This window comes from Pseudomonas sp. (assembly GCF_049653025.1).
Taxonomy (GTDB): Bacteria; Pseudomonadota; Gammaproteobacteria; order Pseudomonadales; family Pseudomonadaceae; genus Aquipseudomonas.
Map to the genome: position 1 here is coordinate 207,002 of NZ_JBASFM010000016.1, position 25,635 is coordinate 232,636.

At 60.2% G+C, this 25,635-nt stretch carries 20 protein-coding genes; 14 read left to right on the forward strand and 6 right to left on the reverse strand.

From position 1 onward, the window contains the following. The first annotated feature begins 39 nt into the window (after positions 1-39). Positions 40-396 carry a 6-carboxytetrahydropterin synthase QueD gene (gene queD / locus WBK23_RS12790; protein ID WP_424484320.1) on the forward strand — a complete coding sequence of 119 codons (357 nt, stop codon included), beginning with the start codon at positions 40-42 and terminating at the stop codon, positions 394-396. Positions 397-619: 223 nt separating this feature from the next. Beyond that, positions 620-928 carry a TRL-like family protein gene (locus tag WBK23_RS12795; RefSeq protein ID WP_424484321.1) on the forward strand — a complete coding sequence of 103 codons (309 nt, stop codon included), beginning with the start codon at positions 620-622 and terminating at the stop codon, positions 926-928. A gap of 54 nt (positions 929-982) precedes the next feature. On the opposite strand, the gene ligA is transcribed toward WBK23_RS12795, so the two are convergent. From ligA to WBK23_RS12815, 4 genes are all read right to left on the reverse strand, one after another. Then, on the reverse strand, positions 983-3,349 hold the full coding sequence (gene ligA, locus WBK23_RS12800) for an NAD-dependent DNA ligase LigA (protein ID WP_424484322.1): 2,367 nt from the start codon (positions 3,347-3,349) through the stop codon (positions 983-985). 61 nt (positions 3,350-3,410) lie between these two features. Continuing rightward, a complete protein-coding gene (zipA, locus tag WBK23_RS12805; RefSeq protein WP_424484323.1) occupies positions 3,411-4,238 on the reverse strand; it encodes a cell division protein ZipA in 828 nt (275 codons plus the stop codon). Between the two features lie 181 nt (positions 4,239-4,419). After that, a complete protein-coding gene (gene smc / locus WBK23_RS12810) occupies positions 4,420-7,908 on the reverse strand; it encodes a chromosome segregation protein SMC (protein WP_424484324.1) in 3,489 nt (1,162 codons plus the stop codon). Between the two features lie 12 nt (positions 7,909-7,920). Further along, entirely contained in the window at positions 7,921-8,580 is a 660-nt protein-coding gene (locus tag WBK23_RS12815; protein WP_424484325.1) for a GntR family transcriptional regulator, read from the reverse strand. Positions 8,581-8,818: 238 nt separating this feature from the next. On the opposite strand from WBK23_RS12815, the gene WBK23_RS12820 reads away from it, so the two are divergent. The 5 genes from WBK23_RS12820 (at position 8,819) to guaD (ending at position 16,494) form a co-directional block, all read left to right on the forward strand. Then, a complete protein-coding gene (locus WBK23_RS12820; RefSeq protein WP_424484326.1) occupies positions 8,819-9,958 on the forward strand; it encodes an alkane 1-monooxygenase in 1,140 nt (379 codons plus the stop codon). 311 nt (positions 9,959-10,269) lie between these two features. Further along, positions 10,270-11,709: a xanthine dehydrogenase small subunit gene (xdhA, locus tag WBK23_RS12825; protein ID WP_424484327.1), complete on the forward strand. Its 1,440-nt coding sequence runs from the start codon at positions 10,270-10,272 to the stop codon at positions 11,707-11,709. Further along, entirely contained in the window at positions 11,702-14,098 is a 2,397-nt protein-coding gene (gene xdhB, locus WBK23_RS12830; protein ID WP_424484328.1) for a xanthine dehydrogenase molybdopterin binding subunit, read from the forward strand. Before xdhA ends, xdhB begins: the two co-directional genes overlap by 8 nt. Before the next feature lie 199 nt (positions 14,099-14,297). Next, positions 14,298-15,134 (forward strand): xanthine dehydrogenase accessory protein XdhC, encoded by an 837-nt coding sequence (gene xdhC / locus WBK23_RS12835; RefSeq protein WP_424484329.1) that lies wholly within the window; start codon positions 14,298-14,300, stop codon positions 15,132-15,134. 52 nt (positions 15,135-15,186) lie between these two features. Beyond that, the gene (gene guaD / locus WBK23_RS12840) at positions 15,187-16,494 is read left to right on the forward strand and encodes a guanine deaminase (protein ID WP_424484330.1); all 1,308 of its coding nucleotides are present in this window, start codon (positions 15,187-15,189) and stop codon (positions 16,492-16,494) included. 76 nt (positions 16,495-16,570) lie between these two features. Here the strand turns inward: guaD and WBK23_RS12845 are convergent, their stop codons facing one another. Further along, positions 16,571-17,344 carry a GntR family transcriptional regulator gene (locus WBK23_RS12845; protein WP_424484331.1) on the reverse strand — a complete coding sequence of 258 codons (774 nt, stop codon included), beginning with the start codon at positions 17,342-17,344 and terminating at the stop codon, positions 16,571-16,573. A 628-nt stretch (positions 17,345-17,972) separates the two neighbouring features. Between WBK23_RS12845 and WBK23_RS12850 the strand changes: the two genes are divergently transcribed. Together WBK23_RS12850 and WBK23_RS12855 are read left to right on the forward strand one after the other, a co-directional pair. Then, positions 17,973-19,322, forward strand: coding sequence for an NCS2 family permease (locus tag WBK23_RS12850; protein WP_424484332.1), 1,350 nt, complete (start codon positions 17,973-17,975; stop codon positions 19,320-19,322). 69 nt (positions 19,323-19,391) lie between these two features. After that, entirely contained in the window at positions 19,392-20,018 is a 627-nt protein-coding gene (locus tag WBK23_RS12855) for a LysE family translocator (RefSeq protein ID WP_424484333.1), read from the forward strand. A gap of 178 nt (positions 20,019-20,196) precedes the next feature. Here WBK23_RS12855 and uraH read toward each other — a convergent pair whose 3' ends face one another. Further along, on the reverse strand, positions 20,197-20,550 hold the full coding sequence (uraH, locus tag WBK23_RS12860; RefSeq protein ID WP_424484334.1) for a hydroxyisourate hydrolase: 354 nt from the start codon (positions 20,548-20,550) through the stop codon (positions 20,197-20,199). A 415-nt stretch (positions 20,551-20,965) separates the two neighbouring features. Here uraH and puuE point away from each other — a divergent pair, with 415 nt between their 5' ends. Genes puuE through WBK23_RS12885 form a run of 5 tightly spaced genes read left to right on the forward strand, consistent with a single transcriptional unit; the run spans position 20,966 to position 25,399 of the window. Then, positions 20,966-21,910: an allantoinase PuuE gene (gene puuE, locus WBK23_RS12865; RefSeq protein WP_424484335.1), complete on the forward strand. Its 945-nt coding sequence runs from the start codon at positions 20,966-20,968 to the stop codon at positions 21,908-21,910. Further along, on the forward strand, positions 21,907-22,422 hold the full coding sequence (gene uraD / locus WBK23_RS12870) for a 2-oxo-4-hydroxy-4-carboxy-5-ureidoimidazoline decarboxylase (RefSeq protein WP_397493418.1): 516 nt from the start codon (positions 21,907-21,909) through the stop codon (positions 22,420-22,422). Before puuE ends, uraD begins: the two co-directional genes overlap by 4 nt. A 50-nt stretch (positions 22,423-22,472) precedes the next feature. Further along, positions 22,473-23,468 carry an allantoicase gene (gene alc, locus WBK23_RS12875; protein WP_424484336.1) on the forward strand — a complete coding sequence of 332 codons (996 nt, stop codon included), beginning with the start codon at positions 22,473-22,475 and terminating at the stop codon, positions 23,466-23,468. A gap of 59 nt (positions 23,469-23,527) precedes the next feature. Further along, complete coding sequence (locus WBK23_RS12880) at positions 23,528-24,031, forward strand: ureidoglycolate lyase (RefSeq protein WP_424484337.1); 504 nt, start codon at positions 23,528-23,530, stop codon at positions 24,029-24,031. Between the two features lie 48 nt (positions 24,032-24,079). Continuing rightward, entirely contained in the window at positions 24,080-25,399 is a 1,320-nt protein-coding gene (locus WBK23_RS12885; protein WP_424484338.1) for a urate hydroxylase PuuD, read from the forward strand. The last annotated feature ends 236 nt before the right edge of the window (positions 25,400-25,635 follow it).

Sequence of the window (25,635 nt, forward strand, 5' to 3'; positions counted from 1 at the left end):
TAGCGCGCTGCTAGCCGCGTACCACCTGAGAGAAATACCGTGGAACTGTTCAAAGAATTTATGTTTGAGGCCGCCCACCTGCTGCCTCACGTCCCGCAGGGTCACAAATGCGGGCGCCTGCACGGCCACTCGTTCAAGGTGGCGGTGTATATCGAAGGCGAAGTCGACCCGTATACCGGCTGGATTCGCGACTTCTCTGAGATCAAGGCGATCTTCAAGCCGCTCTATGAGCAGCTCGATCACAACTACCTGAATGACATTCCTGGCCTGGAAAACCCGACCAGCGAAGTCCTCGCCAAGTGGATCTGGCAGCAGCTCAAGCCTTTACTTCCCGAGCTGTCACGCATTCGTATCCACGAAACCTGCACCAGTGGCTGCGAATACCGCGGCGACTGAATACAACTGCCTGGCTCGCTCAGGCACTGTGTATCTGCAAGCGCGTGCCGTTTTCTCGGGCGACTAATGCCTGAGAAAGCCACCGCAAATCTTCATAAATTTGAAATCGGTTTGAAAAATAACTGTGCGACTTGCGATTAGCCGGGCGCTGCTTTAGTTTGCGCGGGCACTTTGCCTGGATGGGCAAAGCTTCTTACGGATAAGACTTAAAAGGATGCATCACATGTTGAAGAAAATTGCTCTGACTGCTGGCCTGGTTACTCTGCTGAGCGGTTGCGCAACTGGCCTGTCGCCAGTCAGCGTTGGTCTGATCACCGACGTTAAAGGCCCGATCACTGCCACTACCGCCGCTGGCGGCAAGACCGGCACTGCTTGCGCCAGCACCATCATCGGCCTGATCAACAAAGGCGACGCTTCGATTGCTGCCGCCAAGGCCAATGGCAATATCGACACCATCGCTACCGCTGACTACCACACCAAAGGCTTCTACCCGTTCTTCGGCGAAACCTGCGTGAACGTAACCGGTAACTAAGTTGTCGGACTGCCCCCAAACCCAGTTTGGGGGCAGTACAGAAACCCCGCCGTTTTAGAGGCCGTAGCCCGCCAGGGCTGACAAGAACTGCGCCTCATCGATTACCCGCACACCTAGCTCACTGGCCTTTGCCAGCTTCGAGCCCGCTCCCGGCCCGGCCACCACGCAACTGGTTTTCGCCGAAACCGAACCCGCCACCTTGGCCCCTAGACTTTCCAGCTTGTCCTTCGCCAGATCGCGACTCATCACCTCCAGGCTGCCCGTCAGCACCCAGGTCTGCCCGGCCAGCGGCAAGCCTTCAACGACTTTCTTCTCGCTCTGCCAGTGCATGCCGAACTCGCGCAATTGCGCTTCGATCAGATATGCCCGCTCGGCATTGCCCGGGATATCAAAGAAGTCGCGCAAGGACTTGGCGGCTTTTTCATTGAGCCGCTCGACCTGACGCAAGTCGAGCCAGTCGGCCTCGATAATGCCGCTCAATGAACCGAACTTGGCCGCCAGCTTTTCCGCGCCGGTGGCGGCGATAAAGGGGATATTCAGCTTGTCGATAAAGCCGGCCAGCGTGGCGCAGGCCGCAAACTCGGCATGCAAATCGCCCTCCTCCTGCAACTCGATACCGCGTGCCAGCAGCTGCTCGATCACTGTGCGGTTGTGGGAGTCCTCGAAGAAGCTGTGGATCTCGTGGGCCACTTCCAGCCCCACATCCGGCAGGTAAGTCAGTACCTCGGGCAACGCCTGCTTCACGCGCTCCAAGGAAGCCAGCGAGCGGGCCAGTACCTTGGCGGTTTCCTCGCCCACATCGGGAATGCCCAGCGCATAGATAAAACGCGCCAGGCTCGGCTTGCGGCTGTCGGCGATGGCGGCCAGCAGGTTCTTTGTAGACAGCTCGGCAAAGCCTTCCAAACCCACGATCTGCTCGAACTGCAGGGTGTAAAGGTCCGCAGGCGAACCCACCAAGCCCTCGTCCACCAGTTGCTCGACGCTCTTCTCGCCCAGCCCTTCGATATCCATGGCCCGACGCGAGACAAAGTGAATGATCGCCTGTTTGAGCTGTGCGCCGCAGGCCAGACGACCGACGCAGCGGTATACCGAACCCTCGCTAAAGGTTTCCTTACCCTTGCTGCGCTTGACCAGCTGGGTGCGCTCGACGTGCGAGCCACACACCGGGCAGCTTTCGGGAATCTGCACGGGCTTGGCATCCACTGGGCGACGCTCAAGCACCACCTGCACCACCTGCGGAATCACATCGCCAGCGCGGCGGATGATCACCGTATCGCCGATCATCACCCCCAGCCGCGCCACCTCGTCCATATTGTGCAGCGTGGCATTGGACACCGTGACGCCCGCCACTTTCACCGGTTTCAAGCGCGCCACCGGAGTCACCGCACCGGTGCGGCCGACCTGGAACTCGACGTCCAGCAGCTCGGTCAGCTCTTCCAGCGCCGGAAACTTATGCGCAATCGCCCAACGCGGCTCACGGGCGCGAAAGCCCAGCTCGCGCTGATAGGCCAGGTTGTTAACCTTGAACACCACACCATCGATCTCGTAGGCCAGTGAATCACGCCGCTCACCGATGCTGCGGTAGTAAGCCAGGCACTCATCGGCACCTTTGGCCAATTTCAACTTACGGCTGATCGGCATGCCCCAGCCCTTCAACGCCTCGAGAATGCCGATATGGCTATCCGGCAGCTGACCCTGCACTTGGCCAATGCCATAGCAACAGAACTCCAGCGGCCGGCTGGCGGTAATCTTCGAATCAAGCTGGCGCAAGCTACCTGCCGCCGCGTTGCGCGGGTTGGCGAAGGTCTTGCCGCCCTGCTCCAGCTGCCGTGCATTCAGCGCCTCGAAACCGGCCCTGGACATAAACACTTCGCCACGCACCTCCAGCACCGCCGGCCAGCCGCTGCCCTGCAACTTGAGCGGCACATTGCGGATGGTGCGCACATTGACGCTGATGTCTTCGCCGGTGTTGCCGTCGCCGCGAGTCGCGCCGCGTACCAGCAGGCCATCGCGATACAACAGGCTGACAGCCAGGCCATCGAGCTTGGGCTCACAGCTGTATTCGACCTCAGCACCGCCGCCAAACAGATCGCCCGTCGGCAGATCCAGGCCTTCGCGCACCCGACGATCAAAGTCGAGCAAGTCGGCTTCCTCGAAGGCGTTGCCCAGGCTGAGCATCGGCACTTCGTGCTTGACCTCGCCAAACGCTGACAGCGCCATGCTACCGACGCGCTGGGTCGGCGAATCGGCCGTTACCAGTTGTGGATGTTCGGCTTCCAGGGCTTTCAGCTCATGGAACAGGCGATCGTACTCGGCGTCCGGAATGCTCGGCTCATCGAGCACGTGATAGCGATAGTTATGCCCATCCAGTTCGGCACGCAGTTGCAGAATGCGCTGGGCGGCAATCGAGGAGTCGGTCATTGCGGTGTGCTCTCAAACGAAAAGAGCAGCCTTGGCTGCTCTTTCTATTTCATTGGTTAATTCAGCGCTTATTGGTCAACTGCTTGCGCTCATATTCAACGATGCGCTGACGGTAGTGTTCGATAGTTTGCGCGGTCATTACGCTGCGCTGGTCATCTTTCAACTCGCCATTGAGTTCATGGGCCAGTTTGCGCGCCGCGGCAACCATTACATCGAAAGCTTGCTTGGGATGACGCGGCCCCGGCAGACCGAGGAAGAAACTCACCGCACGGGTGCTGAAGCCCTCGATATCGTCCAGGTCAAAGGTGCCAGGCTTCAGTGCGTTGGCCATGGAGAACAGCACTTCACCATTACCAGCCATGCTTTCGTGGCGGTGGAAGATATCCATCTCGCCAAAACGCAAGCCACTTTCCAGAATGTTCTGCAGCAACGCCGGCCCCATAAAGCCTTCATCACCACGGGCGATCACGTTGATCACCAGCACTTCTTCAACCGGCGGCAACTCTTTAGTGCTTTCTTTGCTTTGGCTTGCGGGCTTACCCACCACCTCGTCATCAACCGGGTTGAGCAGCGTCGGTACCGGCTCATCCTGGCCCAGGTTCAAGTCACCCTGTTGCGGTTCGCCGGAACGGCGGCGGTTCAGCTCACGCGCGCTCAATGACGGCAGGTCTTCTTCATCAAAAGCAGGCTCATGACTGCGGTCAATCACGCGCGGCGGGCTAAGCAGATCAGGATCGCTGTCCTCGTCCGGAATATTGGCAAAACTGCGGTCAAGCTTGAACTTGAGCTTGCCCTTACCACCGCGCATCCGCCGCCAACCATCAAACAGGATGCCGGCAATCACAATAATGCCGATGACAATCAGCCATTCGCGCAGACCGAATTCCATGAAATACCTTAACCCCTAATAAAAATATGATGAAAAAAGGCCGTCCTGACCCTTTTGCTAATTCTTTTACGCGACGCCAACCCTATGTTCTGACAGGTCTTTCCCTGATTAAAGCATCACGACTAATAACATTGCGCATTAAGCTAGCACGACGAAAGATAACTTTACACCGCCTCGCGCACTAGGATTCCACCAGTGCCAACGCTTCCTCCACATCCACCGCGACCAAACGCGAACAACCGGGCTCGTGCATGGTCACGCCCATCAACTGATCGGCCATTTCCATGGCGATTTTGTTGTGGGTGATATAGATAAACTGCACCGTTTCCGACATCTCTTTGACCAGCCGCGCATAGCGGCCGACGTTGGCGTCATCCAGCGGCGCATCTACCTCGTCGAGCATGCAGAACGGCGCCGGATTCAGTTTGAAGATGGCGAAGACCAGAGCCAGAGCGGTCAGCGCCTTCTCCCCACCGGAGAGCAAATGAATGGTGCTGTTCTTCTTGCCGGGCGGGCGCGCCATGATGGTCACACCGGTATCCAGCAAATCTTCGCCGGTCAGTTCCAGATAAGCGTTGCCACCACCGAATACTTTCGGGAATAGCGCCTGTAGGCCACCATTGATCTGATCGAAGGTCTCCTTGAAACGGTTACGCGTCTCTTTGTCGATCTTGCGGATAACGTTTTCCAGGGTATCCAGCGCTTCCACTAGGTCGGCATTCTGCGCATCCAGGTAGCGTTTGCGCTCGGACTGCTGCTGGTATTCGTCAATAGCGGCGAGGTTGATCGGGCCCAGGCGCTGGATCCGCGCGGCCAGACGCTCCAGCTCTTCTTCCCAGGCCTTCTCGGTGGCCTCCGCCGGCAAACTCGCCAGTACGCCGTGCAGGTCGTAATTGTCTTCCAGTAGCTGATCCTGCAAGGCCTTGCGCCGCACGGTTAGGGATTGCCAATCCATGCGCTGCTGTTCCAGCTGGCTGCGCAGCAATTGCGACTGCTGTTCGGCCTGGGTGCGACGTTTCTCCGCATCACGCAGCTCGCGGTCGGCATCTTCCAGGGCCAGACGCGCCAGTTTCAGCTCGTCCTCGACCGCCATGCGCTTATCCAGCAACTCTTCCAGTTTCAGGCGCAGCTCTTCCAGCGGTGCTTCGCCCTCTTCCAGGTTGAGATTGAGCTGTTCGCGCTTCTCGTGCAGGCGCTCGGCCTGCAGCTCCAGGCGCTCCAAGGCCTGACGAGTGGAATCGTGTTGCGCTCGCAGCGAGCCCAGGCGCACCGCCAACTGATGCGCATGGTCTTTATGCTGGCGAGCTTCCTGGCGCACCCGATCGAGCCGCTCGCGCAGCGCATCGCGGTTGGCCAGCAGGCTTTCGCGTTGCTCGTTGTCGGTGGCCATGGCGTCCAGTGCATCCTGCAGCAGTAAGCGCGACTCACCCAGCTGTTCATGTTCGATTTCGCGCTGTTCGGCCAGCTCCAGCAGCTCGCTGTCCAGGCGACTGCGGCGCAGAGTCAGCTGCTCGACCTTGGCCTGACCGGCCGACAGCTGCGCCTTCAGTTCACCCAGGCGGCGAGCCTGTTCCTGCAACTGACGGCGCTGCTGTTCCCTCAACTCTTCCTGCAGGCCCTGACTTTCGCGCAGTTGCAGCAAACGTTCATCGAGCGACGCCAGGGCGGCTTCACGCTCTTCACACTCCAGGCCCAGGCGCTCGATTTCCTGGCCGCGGGCCAATACACCGCTTTCCGCTTCGCTGGCGCGGCGCACCCGCAGAAAATGCCGGCCGACCCAATAGCCGTCGCGACTGATCAGGCTTTCGCCGTCACCCAGACTCATCCGCGCAGCCAGCGCCTCATCGAGGCTGGCTACCGGCTTGACCCTGGCCAGCCAGGGAGCCAGATCGACGTTGGCCTCGACCTTATCCAGCAGGCTGCCAGCCACCCGCGCGCCGCCCTTGCTTGGGCTGGCCAGACGCAAATCGCCCTGGGTTAATCCTGCGAAATCCAAACCACTGAAATCGTCCAGCAGCACCGCCTGCAAGTCAGCACCCAGCACGGTTTCCACCGCCAGCTCCCAACCCGCTTCAACCCGTAGACCCTCAGCCAGACATGGGCGCTCGCTCAGCTGCTGCTCGCGCAGCCAATCGCCTGCGCCCTTGCCCGGGTCCAGCGCGGCTTGCTGCAAGGCCTCCAGCGAGGCCAGGCGGCCATTCAGGCGCTGCAGTTCGCCCTGGGCCTGCTGCTGGGCCTGACCGGCCTGCTGCAGGTCATTGCGCAGCTGTTGCAAGCGCTCGGCCTGCTGCTCTTCTGCCAGTTGCAGGTCTTCGATGCTCAGTTCACTGGCGGCGATCTGCTCGCCCAGCTCGAGAATGGCCGCATCTTCCGGGTCGGCGGCCAGTTGCTGCAGCTCATCGCTCAGGCGGCGCTGGCGCTCGGCCAGGCGTTCCAGGCTCTGCTCCAGCTGCTGAATGCGCGACTGCTGCACCTCGGCCTGACGACGCGGCTCGGCGCTGCGCTGGTTGAAGCCATCCCACTGTTCCTGCCAGCCGTGCATGGCGCTTTCGGAGTCTTCCAGCCCGGCGGCGGACTCCTCCGCTGCAGCGGCGGTCAGCTCCTGCTCGGGCAGGAGCATTTCCAGCTCTTCACCCAGGGTCGCCAACAACGTACGGTCGTGACCCAGGTGCGATTCGGTTTCCAGGCGCGCGCGCTCGGCTTCGTTGAGGTCATCCTGCAACTGGCGCAGGCGCTGCTGGCCGTGCTGGATGCTCTGTTCGATACGCGCGATATCGCCGCCCACCGAGTAGAAGCGGCCCTGCACCAGATTGAAGCGCTCGCTCAGCTCGTGATGGCCATCGCGCAGGCGCTCGATGCTGGCGTCGGCATTGCGCTGCTCGGCGACCAGCGCCTCGAAACTGACCTCCTGGTTGCTGATCACCGCCTCACGGCTACCCACCTGCTCATTCAGCGCCTGCCAACGCAGGGCAGTGAGCTGGGCCTTGAGCTGACGTTCCTCGGCCTTGTATTCCTGATACTTCTCCGCCGACTGGGCCTGACGGTGCAGGCGATCGAGTTGGCGCTCCAGTTCTTCACGCAGGTCGGTCAGGCGTGCCAGGTTTTCGTGGGTACGGCGGATGCGGTTCTCGGTCTCGCGGCGACGCTCCTTGTACTTGGAGATGCCGGCGGCTTCCTCGATAAAGTTGCGCAGGTCTTCGGGCTTGGCTTCGATCAGCTTGCTGATCATGCCCTGCTCGATAATCGAATAGCTGCGCGGCCCCAGACCGGTGCCGAGGAAGATGTCGGTAATGTCGCGGCGCCGGCACTTGGTGCCGTTGAGGAAATAGGTGTTCTGGCTGTCGCGGGTGACCCGGCGGCGGATCGAGATTTCGTTATAGCCCGCGTATTCACCGGTCAGGGTGCCGTCGGAGTTGTCGAAGATCAGCTCGATGGAGGCCTGGGTCACCGGTTTGCGGGTATTGGAGCCATTGAAGATGACGTCGGTCATCGACTCGCCACGGAGGTTCTTCGCCGAACTCTCGCCCATCACCCAGCGCACGGCGTCGATGATGTTCGACTTGCCGCAGCCATTGGGCCCGACCACCGCCGCCATATTACTGGGGAAGCTCACCGTGGTCGGGTCGACGAAGGATTTGAAACCCGCGAGCTTGATGCACTTGAGCCGCATGAACAGCCTTCCTTAGGATTCAGCCAAGGCTGCCAGCACCAACTGGCAGTTGTGCTCGCCGTAGCCCAGCAGCACCTGGCGAATGGCCTGATGATCGCGGGCGATAATGGCCTGCAGCAGCTGGGCAAAGGTGTTGAGGAACTGACTCATCTCGCCTTTGCGCCGCTCCAGCGCCAAATGGTACGTGCGGCTGATGGCGGGCAGCAGGTTCTCCACGGTTTCCTGCAGATAGGGATTATTGGAGAACGGGAAGGCGGCACGCATGATGTCGAAACTGCTTTCGACAAAAGCGTTGATATCTTCGCGCTGCAGGCTGTCCTGCAGGCGCTGCTGAATCACCAGGAAGGGCCCGAGATCAGCCTCGACCTGCCAGCTGTCGGCCACCGACTTGCCCAGCAGGATGTACAGCTCCATGACCAGGGCATACAGGCTTTTGACGTTATGCGGCGTCAGTTCTGCCACCTGCGCTCCGCGACGCGGCGGAATCACGATCAGATGGCGACGCTCAAGAATCAGCAGTGCTTCACGCACCGATCCCCGGCTGACATTCAGCGCCTGGGTGACTTTCTGTTCCTGAATCCGCTCACGCGCCTTCAACTCACCACGAATGATGCGTTCGGCAAGGTGATGGGCGATCTGCTCAGCGAGGCTATCCGGTGCCTTGAACGTCATGATGATCCTTAGGCTCTATCTGACCTATTGGAGGGGCTGAAAGCGGCTAAACCCGCGCCAGGCTTGGCTTGGGCGATCAAATGCCGGGCGCGAGTGTAACACAGGGTGTTACCGGGCCAAGGGCACTGTGGCACTGCTTTCAAACCAAAAGGTGGGCCGTCAGGGGATGGTCATCAACACAGATTGTCCTACAATCCTACCAATGCTTTTATCCAACAATAATAAGTACGGAGCCACCATGTTCGAACGCCTGCCTTCCAACTGGATGCTTGTGATTAAAAGCATCGGCTACTGGTTGTGGTTGATCCCGGTTCTGGGGATCCCACTGAGCTATTACTGGTCATTAAATAGCCAATACGCTAACGCCTGGCCGTGGCTGGTGGTGCTGGTGGTGTTTGGCGTTATTCCTTTGCTGGATTTCATCATCGGCCGCGATCCGGCCAACCCCGATGAAGCCGTGCAGGTGCCGCAAATGGAGCAGCAAGGCTATTACCGCCTGCTCAGCCTGCTCACCGTGCCGGCCCTGCTCGGCATGCTCGGCTGGTCTGGTTGGGTATTTATCAATTACGAGGCCTGGAGCTGGGTTGGTCAGTTGGGCTGGGTGCTGTCCGTCGGCACGGTGACTGGCGCCATAGGCATCACCGTGGCCCATGAGTTTATCCATAAGGATCCGCAGTTGGAGCAGAACGCCGGCGGCCTGCTGCTAGCAGCCGTGTGCTACGGCGGTTTCAAGATCGAGCATGTGCGCGGCCACCATGTACACGTATCGACCCCGGAAGACGCCAGCTCCTCGCGTTACGGCCAGAGCCTGTATGCCTTTCTGCCGAACGCCTATGTGCACAACTTCCTCAACGCCTGGAAGCTCGAAGCCGAACGGCTGAAGCGCAAGAACCTGCCCGCCCTGCACTGGCGCAATGAGCTGATTGGCTGGTACGCGATCAGCGCGTTGTTCCTGCTCGGTTTCAGCCTGGCCTTCGGCTGGCTCGGCGCACTGTTCTTTATTGCGCAGTCGGTGGTCGCCTTTACCCTGCTGGAAATCGTCAACTACGTGGAACATTACGGCCTGCACCGGCGCAAGCTGGAAAATGGCCGCTATGAACGCACCAATCCGACACACTCGTGGAACAGCAATTTCCTCCTGACCAACCTGTTTCTCTTCCACCTGCAGCGCCACTCCGACCATCACGCTTACGCCAAACGCCGCTACCAGGTGCTGCGCCACTTCGACGACAGCCCGCAGCTGCCCAATGGTTACGCCGGCATGATCGTCCTGGCGCTGTTTCCGCCGCTGTGGCGTGCGGTGATGGACCCGCGAGTTCGTGCCTACTACGCCGGTGAAGAGCATCAACTGACCGATTCGCAGCTGACCCACTCCTAAGCGCAGTCGCCGCAACAAAAAAACGCCAAGGGTCAGCACCCTTGGCGTTTTTTTTGTTTGCTGGACTCTATGTTTCCGCAACACATGCCTGGCACAAAAACGGCTAGCGTTTAACTGAGCCACAGGGCTTTTCGCGCTCATAACTGAATCGTATGACAATCGCCTGACCAAAGAGTCAAATATTTGTTGACCCTAAAGTCAGAAAACTCTAGATTTGCCCCATGCCAAGCCGTGTGGAAACGCTGTGCTGCCCTGCGCAGTCGTTTCAGCAGAGCCTGATACGAGAACAATAAAGTGCCTGGAGGTCGTCCTTGATCCAGTTTTTACTCAACCGGGAGCTGCGTACTGAGCATGCCCTCGACCCTAACGTCACCGTGCTCAACTACCTGCGTGAGCATGTCGGCAAATCCGGAACCAAAGAAGGCTGTGCCTCCGGCGATTGCGGTGCCTGCACCGTGGTGGTGGGTGAACTCGATGGCGAGCGCGTGCGTTATCGCACCCTCAACTCCTGCCTGACCTTCGTCTCCTCCTTGCACGGCAAGCAGCTGATTACGGTCGAAGACCTCAAACACCAAGGCCAACTGCACAGCGTGCAACAGGCCATGGTCGACTGTCATGGTTCACAATGCGGCTTCTGCACCCCCGGTTTTGTCATGTCGCTGTTCGCCCTGCAGAAGAACAGCAGCGGCTTCGACAAGGCTGACACCATGGAAGCCCTGGCCGGCAACCTCTGCCGTTGCACCGGCTACCGCCCAATCATCGACGCCGCCGAGCAGGCCTGCTGCCAGAAGCAGCCGGACCAGTTCGACGCCGCCGAAGCGCAGACCGTCGCTCAACTGAAAGCCATCGCCCCACAAGACACCGCCGAGCTCAACAGCGGCGACAAACGCTGCCTGTTGCCGCTGACCGTCGCCGACCTGGCCGACATCTATGCCGCCAACCCGGAAGCGCGCCTGCTCGCAGGCGGCACCGACCTGGCCCTGGAAGTCACCCAGTTCCACCGCGAGCTGCCGGTGATGATCTACGTCGGCCATATCGAAGCGATGAAACGCGTCGAAGTGACCGCTGAAAGCATCGAAATCGGCGCAGCCACCGCGCTGTCCGACTGCTATGAAGCGCTCGCCCAGGACTACCCGGACTTCGGCGAGCTGCTGCACCGTTTCGCCTCCCTGCAGATCCGCAACCAGGGCACCCTGGGCGGCAATATCGGCAACGCCTCGCCAATTGGCGACGCCCCGCCGCTGCTGATCGCCCTCGGCGCACAGATCGTGCTGCGCAAAGGCAACACCAGCCGCACCCTGCCGATCGAAGACTACTTCCTCGACTACAAGGTTACTGCGCGTCAGGAAGCCGAATTTATCGAGAAGATCATCGTGCCGCGCCATCAGGCCAGCCAGGCGTTCCGCGCCTACAAGGTGTCCAAGCGCCTGGATGATGATATTTCCGCCGTGTGCGCCGCCTTCAACCTGGTGGTCGAAGATGGCGTAGTGCAAAGCGCGCGCATCGCCTTTGGCGGCATGGCTGCCATCCCGAAACGCGCCGCTGCCTGTGAAGCCGCGCTGCAGGGGTCAGCCTGGTATCCGGGTGTGATCGAACGCGCCTGCGCCGCCCTGGCCGAGGACTTCACCCCACTGAGTGATTTCCGCGCCAGCAAGGAATACCGCCTGCTCACCGCACAGAACCTGCTGCGCAAATTCTTCCTCGAGCTGCAGGCTCCAGAAGTCGAAACCCGGGTGACCGCTTATGTCTAACCATCATGTAGCCAAAAGCCAGGCCGAACTGGCCAAACTGTTCCGCGCCGATATCACCACCGGTGTCGGCAAGAGCGTCAAGCATGAGAGCGCGGACAAACACGTGTCCGGCGAAGCCATCTACGTCGACGACCGCCTGGAATTCCCCAATCAGCTGCACGTCTATGCCCGCATGAGCGACCGCGCCCACGCGCGCATCGTCAGCATCGATACCAGCCCCTGCTACCAGTTCCCGGGCGTGGCTATCGCCATCACCAAGGATGACGTACCCGGCCAGCTGGATATCGGCCCGGTGGTCGCCGGTGATCCGCTGCTGGCGGACGGCAAGGTCGAGTACGTTGGCCAGGTGGTCATCGCCGTCGGTGCCGACAGCCTGGAAACCGCACGCAAGGCGGCCATGGCCGCGATCATCGAATACGAAGACCTCGAGCCGGTACTGGACGTGGTCGATGCACTGCGCAAGAAGCATTTCGTCCTCGACAGCCATCAGCACAAGATCGGCAACTCCGCGGCCGAACTGGCCAGCGCGCCGCGCCGTCTGCAAGGCAGCCTGCATATTGGCGGCCAGGAACACTTCTACCTGGAAACCCAGATTTCCTCGGTGATGCCGACTGAAGACGGCGGCATGATCGTCTACACCTCGACGCAGAACGCCACCGAAGTGCAGAAGCTGGTGGCCGAAGTGCTCGGCGTGCCGATGCACAAGATCGTCATCGACATGCGCCGCATGGGTGGCGGTTTCGGCGGCAAGGAAACCCAGGCCGCCGGCCCGGCGTGTCTCTGTGCGGTGATCGCCCACCTCACCGGCCGGCCGACCAAGATGCGCCTGCCGCGTGTTGAAGACATGCAGATCACCGGCAAGCGCCACCCCTTCTATGTCGAGTACGACGTCGGCTTCGACGACAACGGCCTGCTGCACGGCATCGAGATCGAACTGGCCGGCAACTGCGGCTATTCGCCCGACCTGTCCGGCTCGATCGTCGACCGTGCGATGTTCCACTCCGACAACGCCTACTTCCTCGGCAACGCCACCATCAATGGTCACCGTTGCAAGACCAACACCGCGTCGAACACCGCCTACCGCGGCTTCGGTGGCCCGCAAGGCATGGTCGCCATCGAGGAGATCATGGATGCGATCGCCCGCAGCCTGGGCAAAGACCCGCTGGAAGTGCGCAAGACCAACTACTACGGCAAGGAAGACCGCAACGTCACCCACTACTACCAGACGGTTGAGCACAACGTTATCCACGAGATGACCGCCGAGCTGGAAGAAAGCAGTGACTACGCCAAACGCCGCGAAGAAATCCGTGCGTTCAACGCCAAGAGCCCGGTGTTGAAGAAAGGCCTGGCGCTGACCCCGGTCAAGTTCGGCATCAGCTTTACCGCCACCTTCCTCAACCAGGCCGGCGCGCTGATTCATATCTACACCGACGGTTCGATCCACCTGAACCACGGCGGCACCGAGATGGGCCAAGGCCTCAACACCAAGGTGGCGCAGATCGTCGCCGAAGTGTTCCAGGTGGACATCTCGCGCATCCAGATCACCGCGACCAACACCGACAAGGTACCCAACACCTCGCCGACTGCCGCCTCCTCGGGCACCGACCTGAACGGCATGGCCGCCAAGAACGCCGCCGAGACCATCAGGCAGCGCCTGGTCGACTTCCTGGTGCGCGAGTACAAGGTCACCCCGGAAGACGTCGAATTCCGTAACGGCCAGGTGCGTGTACGCGATCTGTTCCTGAGCTTCGAGGAAGTGATTCAGAAGGCCTATTTCAACCAGGTGTCGCTGTCCAGCACCGGCTTCTACCGCACGCCGAAAATCTTCTACAACCGCGACAAGGCCGCCGGCCGGCCGTTCTACTACTTCGCCTACGGTGCCGCCTGTTCCGAAGTAATAGTCGACACCCTGACCGGTGAGTACAAGATGCTGCGCACCGACATCCTGCACGACGTCGGTGCCTCGCTGAACCCGGCCATCGACATCGGCCAGGTCGAAGGTGCCTTCGTCCAGGGCATGGGCTGGCTGACCACCGAAGAACTGGTGTGGAACAACAAAGGCAAGCTGGTCACCAATGGTCCCGCTGGCTACAAGATCCCGGCCATCGCCGATATGCCGCTGGACCTGCGGGTCAAACTGGTGGAAAACCGCAAGAACCCGGAAGACACCGTATTCCACTCCAAGGCCGTGGGTGAGCCGCCGTTTATGCTCGGCATCGCTACCTGGTGCGCGATCAAGGACGCCGTGGCCAGCCTGGCCGACTACCGCGCACAGCCACAGATCGATGCCCCCGCCACGCCGGAGCGCGTGCTCTGGGGTGTGGAGCAGATGAAGGAACTGCAGCAAAGTGCCAAACCTGCTGTCGCAACAGAGGCAGAACCGGCCTAAAGCCGTTGGGCGGATACCGGTACGAGCCTTCGAGCCGGCATCCGCCCCATGCAAGACCAGGGTGAACAACAATGACAAAACACACCGAAGCGAAAACCCAGACACCACGGCCGATTCCAGTACCCATACTGGACCCATCGCCAAGCAACTGGCGGCTGCCGCGCCCGGGGCAACTGCCACCCACCTGGAGGCTGAGCAAATGAGCTGGATCAGCGCCCTCGCCGAACTGCAGCAGCAAGGTCAGCCTTGCGTGCTGGTGACCATCATCGAAGAGCGCGGCTCAACCCCGCGCAACGCCGGCTCGAAAATGGTGGTCACCGCTGACCGCATCTTCGAGACCGTCGGCGGTGGTCACCTGGAATACAAGGCGATGGAGCTGGCCCGCGACATGCTCAGCAGCCGCAGCCAGGACACCCGCCTGGAACGTTTCAGCCTGGGGGCCAGCCTCGGCCAGTGCTGCGGTGGTGCCACTGTATTGCTGTTCGAACCCATGGGCCAGCCGCAGGCGCAGATTGCCGTATTCGGTGCCGGCCATGTCGGCCGCGCCTTGGTGCCTCTGCTCGCCAGCCTGCCCTGCAAGGTGCGCTGGATCGACTCGCGGGAAAACGAGTTTCCCGAGCAGATCCCGGTCGGGGTCGACAAAGTGGTGAACGACGAGGTGATCGACGAGATCGAGCGCATGCCCGCCGGCAGCTACTTTATCGTCATGACCCACAACCATCAGCTCGACCTGGAACTGACTGCGGCCATCCTCAAACGCAACGATTTTGCCTACTACGGCCTGATCGGCTCGCAAACCAAGCGCGCCAAGTTCGAACACCGCCTGCGCGATCGCGGCTTCAGCCCTGAAGTCATGCAACGCATGCGCTGCCCCATGGGCCTGGCGGAAGTCAAAGGCAAGTTGCCAGTGGAAATCGCCGTGTCCATCGCCGGTGAAGTGATTGCCACCTACAACGCCACCTTTGGCCTGGACGTGAAAAAGGGCGAAACCAGCGTCGCCAAACTGCTACCCGTCAGCCGCCGCAGCAACTCCTGAATTCTTTGTCAGTCGCTGCCGTCTTTAAACTCAACGCCTTATCGAGATCAGCATGAGTACCAGCACCGCAAAAGCTTACCGCGCCTCCATTCTGCACAGCATCGCCGACCCCGCCGTGGTCGGCGTCGAGCAGTCCTATGAGTATTTCGAAGACGGTGTGCTGGTCGTCGAAAACGGCCAGGTTGTCCGAGTCGGCCATGCCGCCGACCTGCTGCCGACACTCAAGAGTGTCGAGATCAAGCACTACGCCAATGCCCTGATTACCCCCGGCTTTATCGACACCCATATCCACTATCCACAGACCGGGATGATCGCCTCCTACGGCGAGCAGCTGCTGGACTGGCTGAACACCTACACCTTCCCAACCGAACAGCAGTTCGCCGACAAGGCCCACGCCAGTGATGTGGCCGGCATCTTCCTCAAGGAGCTGCTGCGTAACGGCACCACCACCGCCCTGGTGTTCGGCACCGTGCACAAGCAATCGGTAGACGCCTTCTTCGAGGCCGCCGAGGCGCTGAACCTGCGCATGATCGCCGGCAAGGTGTTGATGGACCGTAACGCCCCGGATTACCTGACCGACACCCCCGAGTCCGGCTACGCCGACAGCAAGGAACTGATCGAGCGCTGGCACGGCAAGGGCCGCCTGCACTACGCGGTGACCCCGCGCTTCGCCCCGACCAGCACTCCGGAGCAACTGACCCTGGCCGGCAAGCTGCTGGGCGAGTACCCGGACCTGTATATGCACACCCACCTGTCTGAGAACCTCAAGGAAATCGAATGGGTCAAGGCGCTGTTCCCCGAGCGCAAGGGCTACCTGGATGTGTACGACCACTACCAGCTGATCGGCGCACGCTCGGTGTTCGCCCACGGCGTGCACCTGTGCGACGACGAGTGCAAGCTCCTGGCCGAAACCGGCTCGGCGGTGGCCTTCTGCCCGACCTCCAACCTGTTCCTCGGCAGCGGCCTGTTCGATCTGAACAAGCTGGAAGAGCACGGCGTGCGCGTCGGCCTGGGTACCGACGTGGGTGCCGGCACCAGTTTCAGCCAGCTGCAATCGCTGAACGAGGCGTACAAAGTCATGCAGCTGCAAGGCAAGAAGCTCGACCCGTTCAAGTCGCTGTACCTGGCCACCCTCGGCGGTGCCCATGCGCTGTACCTGGACGACAAGATCGGTAACTTCGAGGGCGGCAAAGACGCCGACTTCGTGGTACTCGACTACAACGCCACGCCGCTGATCAGCTACCGCATGCAGCAGGCCAAGACCCTGGACGAGAAACTGTTCGCCCTGACCATGCTTGGCGACGATCGTGCGGTTAAGGAAACCTTCGCCGCCGGCGAATCGGTACACCGCCGCAGCTGATAAGCCGCACAGCCGAGGCCTAACGCCTCGGCCAATAAAAAGCCCCGCAATGCGGGGCTTTTTATTGCAGCGCCGTTTAACGGCTAGCGGCGTTGCGCCCGGCGGCTTTCTTCTTGGTGCCTGGCAGCAAGTGCGAGAACACCGCGTGCAGGTCATCGGAGGCGGTTTCGCCGTCCAGGTTGAGCTTGGCATCCACGCTGTCCATGTGGCGCATCATCAGGTCCACCGCCACCTCGACGTTGCCGGCCTCGATGGCATCGATCACCTGATCGTGCTCCACGTCCGAGCAGTGCGTGCGGCTGTTGCTTTCATACAGCGCGATGATCAGCGAGGTCTGCGAAATCAGGCTGCGCAGAAAGCCCAGCAGGGTCAGATTGCCAGCAGCTTCCGCCAGTTTCAGGTGGAATTCACCGGACAGGCGAATGCCGGTGCCGCGGTCGCCGCGGGCAAAGCATTCACGCTCATCGATGATCATCTGACGCAAACCGGCAATCTGCTCCGCCGTGGCGTTCTTGCAGGCCAGCTCGGTGATCGCACGCTCGATCATGCGTCTGACGAAGAAGATCTGCCGCGACTCTTCCGCGCCTGGGCTTGCAACCACTGCGCCGCGATTGGGCCGTAGCAGCACTACGCCCTCGTGGGCCAGGCGCGACAGGGCGCGGCGGATGATGGTGCGGCTGACGCCGAAAATCTCGCCCAATGCCTCTTCGCTGAGCTTGGTGCCAGGAGCCAGGCGCTGCTCGAGAATGGCATCGAAGATATGCGCGTAAACGACATCGTCCTGAGTCCCGCTGCGAGTGCTCTTGCCTTCGCGCGTCTGCTTCTTAAGGGGCTGCAATTGTTCGTTCATTGTGGCTCGCATACTCAAAGTTTCGGCGGTTGCTAACGCAACTCTACTGCCTGTTACCCACCCTCTGGCAAGCAGTAAGTCAGTGGAAATACACAAATAAAGGCCTACGTATTGTACACAATCTGACCAGCGCGTACACATTCAACAGTGCATAACGGCCGATCCAGCGGGTATTTCGACGCACTCCAGGTTGAACACGTCCGCCAAATATTCAGGAACGGAACAATTTATTTCTTCTATGTAGCATTTTTCTTGTGCAGAAATCTGCTTAGTCGCGCCGCGAGCGAAATCACCTGGCAGCGCAGTAACCCGCTTATTCGCCACATAAAACCCCGAGACAGGCGCAGATTGCCGGTGTTATGGCCTTGTGGGGCGAGCGTCCTGCGCTGGCATCAGAAAAACTGCGTGTTGCGTATAGATGAAAAAGCCGAGCACATACGGAATTTTAACCAGAAACATTATTTGCTTTTTTTGTATACAACATCATAATCGGCCTCAGTGTGATTTCTTGACCGACAAGTCAGCTAACATGCCAGTAACCCCCTAGACACACCACCTACCTCAGAGAGTCGAGCAGTGCGCAGCACAGACTCTGGGTGGCACACAACAAGAGATGAGGAGTACCCCTGTGGAAAGCGCTAAACAAGAACAACACGCAACCTATGCCGTAAGCCCCCCAGGCACCGGCCTGCTTGAACGCCTATTCAAGCTCAGCCAGCACCGCACCACGATAAAGACTGAGCTGGCCGCCGGCCTGACCACCTTTATCACCATGGCCTACATCATCTTCGTTAACCCCAACATCATGGCCGATGCCGGTATCGACCACGGTGCGGCCTTCGTCGCCACCTGCCTGGCAGCTGCGGTCGGCTGTTTCCTGATGGGCCTGTACGCCAACTGGCCGGTTGGCCTGGCACCGGGCATGGGTCTTAATGCCTTCTTCACTTACACCGTGGTCGGCGAAATGGGCTACAGCTGGGAAACCGCGCTCGGCGCAGTATTCCTGTCTGGCGTGCTGTTTATGATCCTGACCTTCTCACGCATTCGCGAATGGCTGCTCAACAGCATCCCCAGCAGCTTGCGTTTCGCCATGGGCGCGGGGGTCGGCTTGTTCCTCGGCCTGATCGGCCTGAAAACCGCCGGTATCGTGGTCGCCAGCCCGGCAACCCTGATCAAGCTGGGTGACCTGACCACCGCGGGCCCTCTGCTGGCGGCCATCTGCTTCCTGATGATTGCCATCCTTGAATACCACCGCGTATTCGGCGGCATCCTGATCAGCATCCTCACCGTCACCCTCGCGGGTCTGGGTCTGGGTATGGTCGAGTACGGCGGCCTGTTCTCCATGCCACCGAGCCTGGCACCCACCTGGCTGGCAATGGACGTCGCCGGTGCCTTCGAAGTGGGCATGATCAGCGTGATCCTGGCCTTCCTCTTCGTGCACATGTTCGACACCGCCGGCACCCTGATGGGCGTGGCACAACGCGCCAAGCTGGTGGATGAAGACGGTCATATCGAAAACCTGAGCAAGGCGATGAAAGCCGACAGTACCTCCAGCGCACTGGGTGCCCTGGTCGGCTGCCCGCCTGTAACCAGCTACGTAGAAAGCGCCGCTGGTGTTGCCGCCGGTGGCCGTACCGGCCTGACTGCGGTGACCGTGGGCGTGCTGTTTATCGCGGCGATGTTCTTCGCCCCGCTGGCCGGCATGATCCCCGCCTATGCCACTGCCGGCGCACTGATCTATGTCGCGATGCTGATGATGAGCGGCATGGCTCACATCGACTGGGAAGACCACACCAACACCATCCCGGCCATTATCACTGTGGTGATGATGCCGCTGACCTTCTCGGTTACCGATGGTCTGGCTCTGGGCTTTATCACCTTCGTGGCCCTGAAACTGTTTACTGGCCGCTATAAAGAAATCACCGTCAGCCTTTACGCGCTGGCAGCGATTTGCCTGGCCAAGTTCATCTTCCTGTAAGGTTTACTGGCTAGCACCCGAGCCCCGGCGCGCTGCGTTGGGGCTTTTGCATATGTGGAGTAATGAGCAATGAGTCTGGAAACCTGGCTGCTGTTCAGCAGCGCCGCCTTGATCGTGATCCTGATCCCCGGGCCCCTGTCGCTGCTGATGGTCAGCAACAGCCTGAACTACGGCCTGCGCCGCTCGGCCCCGGCGTTTCTGGGTGGTGTCTCGGCGTCCATCTGCTTGCTCAGCGCCTCGGCACTGGGCCTGGGCGCACTGTTGCTGGCGTCCGAGCAGCTGTTCAGCCTGCTGAAGATTGTCGGCGCACTCTATCTGTTCTACCTCGCCTGGCAGAGCTGGCAGGAATCACGCAAGGCTGCGAGGCCAGTGACCGCCGAGGAACAACCGGTCAACCCGAGCTTTCGCAGCATGTTCTGGAAGGCCTTCGGCCTGGGGGCCAGCAACCCCAAGGACATCCTGTTCTTTGCCGCCTTCCTACCGCAGTTCATCAGCGCCGAACAGCCAATGCTCAGCCAACTGCTGGTGATGATCGCCACCTGGGCGGTGCTTGATCTGGCCTGCAAGCTGTTCTACGGCCTCAGCGCCCAGGGCGCGGCACGCTACCTGCGTTCCGGCAAGGGCCACGTGTGGTTCAACCGGGTCAGCGCTGCGCTATTTGGCGGTGCCGGCGCGGCCTCGCTGCTAAGCCGCTAGCCCCTAGCCAAACACCCAAAGCGCCTGAACGCACACCACTCTCAGGCGCTCTCCCTCCCCTGTAGAACGGTAAATATCCGAGCGCACCTTGGCCTGGCTAAATTACAGGCAAAAAAAAGCCCGCAGTGTGTACGGGCTAAGACTCTTAAATGGAGTCAGAGGGTGACAAGCATTCGGTTCAGCTACCGCGGTAGGTGGAGTAGCTGTAAGGGGAGATCAGCAAGGGGACGTGGTAGTGCTCCTGGCCGGCATCGATACCGAAGCGCAGCACCACTACATCCAGAAAGGCCTGTTCAGGCAGCACTACACCGCGCGCGCGGTAATAGTCGCCGGCATGGAAATGCAGCTGATAGACACCGCTGCGGTAATCGTCACCCTGCAACACCGGGGCATCGCAGCGCCCGTCGTGGTTGGTGACTACGCTGTTAAGCAGCTCCAGCTGTGCGCCTTCTACCCGGAACAGCTCGATTTTCAGGGCGCTGCCTGGGCAGCCGTGTGCAGCATCCAGTACGTGTGTGGTCAATCGTCCCATGGCTTCTGGGCATCTACGCGGACAAACCGGCGCAGACACCGCACCTCCTCTACTTTTATTGAATTCGGCAGATTAATCAGGCTGTGCAGCCTCGACTGATGCTCAGCATAGCATGTTGAAATCAAAAAATAAGACAGTTTTCAAATAAACTGTACACAATTACTAAGTGATTTTATTCAGGCAGTGCGCCATTTCAGAGCAGACAAATGCTCAGCAGTGCTTGCCAATGCTCGGCCTCAGCAGAAACAACTGACGCCCTAGGCAGTTTTCGCATAAAGGCAGAATTTCACAAAATAAGTGAATTTTAGATTTACAAGTTGCAAAGCACTTTGTATACAATTAGCCCATCACGGTCGCGCACACCTTACCCAGGCAACCGCAACGACCGCCACAACAAGCAAGAAGGAACACAGCAGTGAGCGCTGACTACCCACGCGACCTGATCGGTTACGCCAACACCCCGCCCCATCCGCACTGGCCGAATGATGCGCGCATCGCCCTGTCGTTTGTGCTCAATTACGAGGAAGGCGGCGAGCGCAACGTGCTGCACGGTGACAAGGAGTCCGAGGCGTTCCTCTCCGAAATGGTTTCCGCGCAGCCGCTGCAAGGCGCGCGCAACATGAGCATGGAGTCGCTCTACGAATACGGTAGCCGTGTCGGTGTCTGGCGCCTGCTCAAGTTGTTCGAGAAACACAATATCCCCATGACCATTTTCGCCGTGGCCATGGCCGCGCAGCGTCACCCGGACGCGATCAAGGCGATGGTCGCCGCCGGTCACGAGATCTGCAGCCACGGCTACCGCTGGATCGACTACCAGTACATGGACGAGGCGCAGGAGCGCGAGCATATGCTCGAAGCCATCCGCATCCTCACCGAACTGACCGGTCAGCGTCCGCAGGGTTGGTACACCGGCCGCACCGGACCGAACACCCGCCGCCTGGTGCGCGAGGAAGGCGGCTTCCTGTATGACAGCGACACCTACGACGACGACCTGCCCTACTGGGACCCGGCCAGCACCGCGGCCAAACCGCACCTGGTGATTCCTTACACCCTGGACACCAACGACATGCGCTTCACCCAGGTGCAGGGTTTCAACAAGGGCGACGACTTCTTCGACTACCTGAAAGACGCCTTCGATGTGCTTTACGCCGAAGGCGTGGCCGGCGCGCCGAAGATGCTTTCGATCGGCATGCACTGCCGCCTGCTGGGTCGCCCGGCACGTTTGGCGTCGCTGGCGAAGTTTCTTGAATACGTGCAGAGCCACGAAAAAGTCTGGTGCGCACGCCGCATCGACATCGCCCAGCACTGGCACGCGACCCACCCGCTGCAAGATCAGCCGTCCAAGGAGAGCTCGAAATGAGCCGTTTTCAAACCCTGACCCCGTCCCGTCTGAGCCGTGAAGACTTCGTCAAAGTCTTCGCCGACATCTACGAGCACTCGCCCTGGGTCGCCGAGAAAGCCTTCGACCTGGGCCAAGACGACAGCATCAACGAAATCAACGGCCTGCATCAGCGCATGGCCGACCTGTTGCTCAGTGCCAGCCATGCCGCACAGCTGGCACTGATCAATGCTCACCCGGACCTGGCCGGCAAGGCAGCCGTACGTGGTGAGTTGACCGCCTCCTCCACATCGGAGCAGGCCGGTGCGGGCATTCACGCCTGTACTGCAGAAGAGTTCGCCCGCTTTACCGAACTGAACGATGCCTACAAAGCCAAGTTCGGCTTCCCCTTCATCATGGCGGTGAAAGGCAGCAATCGGCACCAGATCCTGGCGGCCTTCGAGGAGCGCATTCATAACTCCCCGGAGCAGGAATTCGCCTGCGCCCTGGCCGAGATCAACAAGATCGCGCTGTTCCGCTTGCAGCAGCTCTAAGCCGCAAGCCCTCCGCCCTCCCCAACGCCATCATCTAAGGCAGACATTTCATGAAAGCTTACGCCGTACCCTTTGAGAAATACGTCAACCTCGCCGACGCACGCCTGGGCACTAAGGCCATCTCGGTCACCGACGACTGGTTCGCCGACGTTAACCGTCTGTTCCAGCCGACCCCGGCCGTATGGAAGGAGGGCGTGTTCGATGATAACGGCAAGTGGATGGATGGCTGGGAATCGCGCCGCAAGCGCTTCGAAGGCTACGACACTGCCGTGATCAAACTGGGCGTACCCGGCTCGATCAAGGGCGTGGACATCGACACCAGTTTCTTCACCGGTAACTTCCCGCCATCGGCATCCCTGGAAGGCTGTTTCGTCGCCGCCGGCGATCCGACCGACGCCACCGAGTGGACCGAAGTGCTGGCCGCAGTCGAGCTGCAAGGCAACAGCCACCACTACCATGAAATCGTTAATGTCCAGGCCTTCACCCACCTGCGCTTCAACATCTACCCGGACGGCGGCGTTGCCCGTCTGCGCGTGTACGGCGTGCCGTTCCGCGACTGGTCCAACACCGGTGACAACGAACAAATCGACCTGGCCAGCGCCCTTAACGGCGGCCGTGCCCTGGCCTGCTCGGACGAACACTTCGGCCGCATGAGCAACATCCTCAACCCGGGCCGTGGCATCAACATGGGCGACGGTTGGGAAACTGCGCGTCGCCGTACCCCAGGCAACGACTGGGTAATCGTCGCCCTCGGCCACCCGGGCGAGATCGAACGCATCGTCGTCGACACCCTGCACTTCAAGGGCAACTACCCAGACAGCTGCTCGATCCAGGCGGCCTTCGTCAAAGGCGGCACCGACAGCCAGATCGAAACCCAGAGCCTGTTCTGGCGCGACCTGCTACCGAGCCAGAAGCTGCAAATGCACGCCGAACACGAGTTCAGCGAGCAGATCAAGGCACTGGGCCCGATCACCCACGTACGGGTGAACGTGTTCCCGGACGGTGGCATCAGCCGTCTGCGCCTGTTCGGCAAAGTCGCCAAGTAAGCCAATAAACCCCTCTCCCACTGGGAGAGGGGCATAAACAAACGAACAAGAAGACCAACATGCGCAAATTGATCATCGAGCCGTTGAGCAAAGAAGCCTTCGCCCCCTTTGGTGACGTTATCGAAACCGAAGGTAGTGAATTCTTCATGATCAACAATGGCTCCACCCGCCGTTATCACAAGCTGGCCACGGTCGAGACCGCACAGCCGGACGATAAGGCGATCATCAGCATCTTCAGCGCCGAGTCCCTCGACATGCCGCTGACCGTGCGCATGCTGGAGCGCCATCCGCAGGGCAGTCAGGCGTTTATTCCACTGCTCGGCAATCCCTTTCTGATTGTGGTCGCGCCAGTTGGCGATGCACCTCAATCGGAGTTGGTCCGCGCCTTCCGCAGCAATGGCAGGCAGGGCATTAATTACCATCGCGGCGTTTGGCACCATCCGGTGCTGACGATCGAAAAGCGGGATGACTTCCTGGTGGTTGATCGCAGTGGTTCTGGCAACAACTGCGATGAGCATTTCTTCACCGACGCGGAGCAGTTGCTCCTCGACCCCCACCAATAAGAGAAGCTCAGAGGCCGGCGTGCCGGCACTGGGAAAGAGGTACTGATTGTGGAAGCACATTTGACTGAGTGGCTGAACCTGGGCATTCGCTGGATCCATATGATCACCGGCATCGCCTGGATCGGCGCATCCTTCTATTTCGTCTGGCTGGAAAACAACCTCAACCGTAGCAACCCCCGCGAAGGCCTGTCTGGCGACCTCTGGGCGATCCACGGTGGCGGTATCTACCACCTGGAAAAATACAAGCTGGCCCCGCCGAAAATGCCGGAGAACCTGCACTGGTTCAAATGGGAAGCCTATTTCACCTGGCTGTCGGGCATCGCCCTGATGCTGGTGGTCTACTACCTCAACCCGAGCTTGTACCTGGTCAAGCCTGGTGTTGACCTGGCACCGGAAATGGCCATCGCCATCGGCTTCGGTTCGATGATTGCCGGCTACGTGGCCTACCACTTCCTCTGTGATTCGCCCCTGGGCAAGCGCCCGGCCCTGCTCGGTGCCGTGCTGTTCGTGCTGATCATCGCTGCCGCCTATGGCTTCAGCCAGATCTTCAGTGGCCGCGCCGCCTACATCCACGTTGGCGCGATCATTGGCACCATCATGGTCGGCAACGTGTTCTTCACCATCATGCCGGCCCAGCGTGCGCTGGTTAAGGCCATCGAAGACAACACCACGCCAGACCCGACCCTGCCGGCCAAAGGCCTGCTGCGTTCGCGCCACAACAACTACTTCACCCTGCCGGTGCTGTTCATCATGATCAGCAACCACTTCCCGAGCACCTACGGCAGCCAGTACAACTGGCTGATTCTGGCGGGCATCGCGATTCTGGCGGTATTGGTGCGCCACTACTTCAACACCCGCCATGACAGCAGCAAGTACGTCTGGACTCTGCCTGCCGCAGCCCTGGGCATGATCTGCCTGGCCTTCGTCACCGGCCCCAGCCTGAAAAGCGCGGCTCCCGAGGCACCACAAGCGGCGGTGATCAAGTACGCACCGGTGCCTGCCACAGGCGTCAGCGGCAACCCGCAAGCGGCCAAAGCTGCTGAAAGCGCCGCCAAGCAGCCTGAACCGGTAGAAGAAGCCGCCAAGCCTGCCGCAGTTGCGGCCGATGGCAACTTCGCCAAGGTGCGCAGCGTGATTCAGCAACGCTGCGCCGTGTGCCACTCGGCCACCCCGAGTAGCCCGATGTTCACCGCGCCACCGGCTGGGTTCATCCTCGATACGCCGGAGCAGATCAAGGCCCAGGCCGCGAAGATCCACGCGCAAAGCGTTGCTTCGCAGATCATGCCGCTGGGCAACATCACTCAGATGACCCAGGAAGAGCGTGAACTGATCGGTGCCTGGATCGACCAGGGCGCACAGCTCAACTGATTGACGCGAATGCCGTACCCGTCCTGGGTGCGGCATTTGTCCATCAGACAACGATTTCCCCCTCGCCACACCACCTACTCCAACCACACCCTGCGCACATTTAACCTCGCCAGCCAGCAACCTGACTGACGGTTCACTTTTTGTGCACAATCTGAAAATAAATTGTTTTTAACGATGTAAACAAATTGCTATAGTCAGCTGACCTGACCACGCGGACAACTTTATGTCGCATTCAG